The sequence below is a fragment of the Microbacterium sp. Bi128 genome, assembly GCF_918698205.1.
In genome coordinates this window covers 1-1440 of the sequence record NZ_CAKKMM010001295.1, presented here as the reverse complement: position 1 = coordinate 1440, position 1440 = coordinate 1, and the positions used below count along the sequence as shown (strand labels likewise).

At 66.2% G+C, this 1440-nt stretch carries 1 protein-coding gene and 1 pseudogene; one reads left to right on the top strand and one right to left on the bottom strand.

Annotated features, from left to right (window positions below; genetic code table 11):
- A partial coding sequence (locus tag LQV45_RS32135; protein ID WP_230011576.1) for an NAD-dependent epimerase/dehydratase family protein occupies positions 1–905 on the bottom strand: 905 nt, incomplete at its 3' end.
- Between the two features lie 277 nt (positions 906–1182).
- Here LQV45_RS32135 and LQV45_RS32130 point away from each other — a divergent pair.
- Positions 1183–1440 (top strand): annotated as a pseudogene (locus LQV45_RS32130) (hypothetical protein); the annotation flags it as partial.

The window sequence follows — 1440 nt, the reverse complement described above, 5'->3', positions numbered from 1 at the left end:
GTCTGAGCGTATGTCCCAACAGGTTCATAGGCGAGGTCAAGGGAGGCCTTGGTGCTCAGTACCAGCGGAGGCCGGAAATCCCACGGATGGTCACCGAGGCCCGTGGGTGCGCTGTCATCCAGAAGCACCTCTTCCCAGTGGTGGCCCAGGTAGCGGGCAATTGCTGCGGCGATCTGCCGGGCATTCGGCGCATCTGGATCGGCGCTGTTGAGGATTCGTGCCGCTGGCACGGCGGCAACCCGTTCCACGAGGGCCGCCGTGTTCACCGCTGCCGTCGTGTGGTCCGCGCCCTGCCCAGCATGGGCCAGGAACACGGCCCGGCGCCGGTCGAGCACCCGTTTGACGAACATCCATTCCCGGGGCAGGGCCGCGCCCTCACCATGTACCTTGGACGCCCGGATCACCGTCACGGGATGGCCGCTGCCCAGGAGGGTGTTCTCTGCAGCCACCTTGTTGGCGCCATAGCCTTCCCGGGATTGGTAGTCCCCGGTTCCCGGCCGCATGGTCGGATTGTTCTCGAGGATCGGCGCATCAAAGCGGGGCGCTACCTCGGAATTGACGTGATTGCCGGCGGCGTCAACGTACACAGCCTTGCTCGAGAGCATGACGGCAGAGGTCACCGCGGCCAGGTGCGGCAGGAGTTGCCGGGCGTCGGCCTCGGTGTAGCACACCGCGTCCACGAGGAGATCGGCACCACCGGCCATCACCCCGGCCAGTGCGGCGTCGTCACGACGTTCGGCGGCGATAAATCGGGCACCGGCGGCAGCCAGGTCAGCCGGCATCTTGGTCCGGTCCCGGCCCGTCACGTCCACGGCCCAGCCGGCACGGATCAGCCGCCACGCAATCGCGCGGCCGAGAACGCCAGTGCCTCCAAGGATCACAGGCGAAGGCGATGCCGGGACCAAGAAGCCTCGGGTATTTCCACTCCTTGGAGAGCGCGGGAACCGCGGCGGCCGTGCGGGGAAGCCGGACGACGAGCCGGTCACCGAGCGTGAGCATGACGTTGTCCGTCCCGCTGGATGACACCGGCTTCAGACGGAGCCCGGCCCACCCCGGAAACTGATCCGCGATCATGAGGCCGACCTGGTTTGTGTCGATGTCAGGCTCAGCGTCGTGCCGCTTCTTCGAGGTCGCCCTGCGGACCTTCAGTGGGAGGGCGCCCCGCCAAAGTAGGGTACTTCCATGTTCATCATTCGCGAAGGGCGCCCAGACGATGTGCCCAGCCTTGCGACGCTAAGGGCCACGTGGGCGGCGGAACAGGACCCCGCGCCCATGGACGATCCCACCTTCGACGCCGTCTTCATGGAGTGGATGAATGCCAGTCCCCGAAAGTTCTTTGTGGCCGACTACGGCGGCGAACTCGTCGGGATGCTCAACCTGATGATTTTCGAGCGGATGCCCAAACCCGGAACGGAATCGTCCCGGTGGGTCTATCTGGGC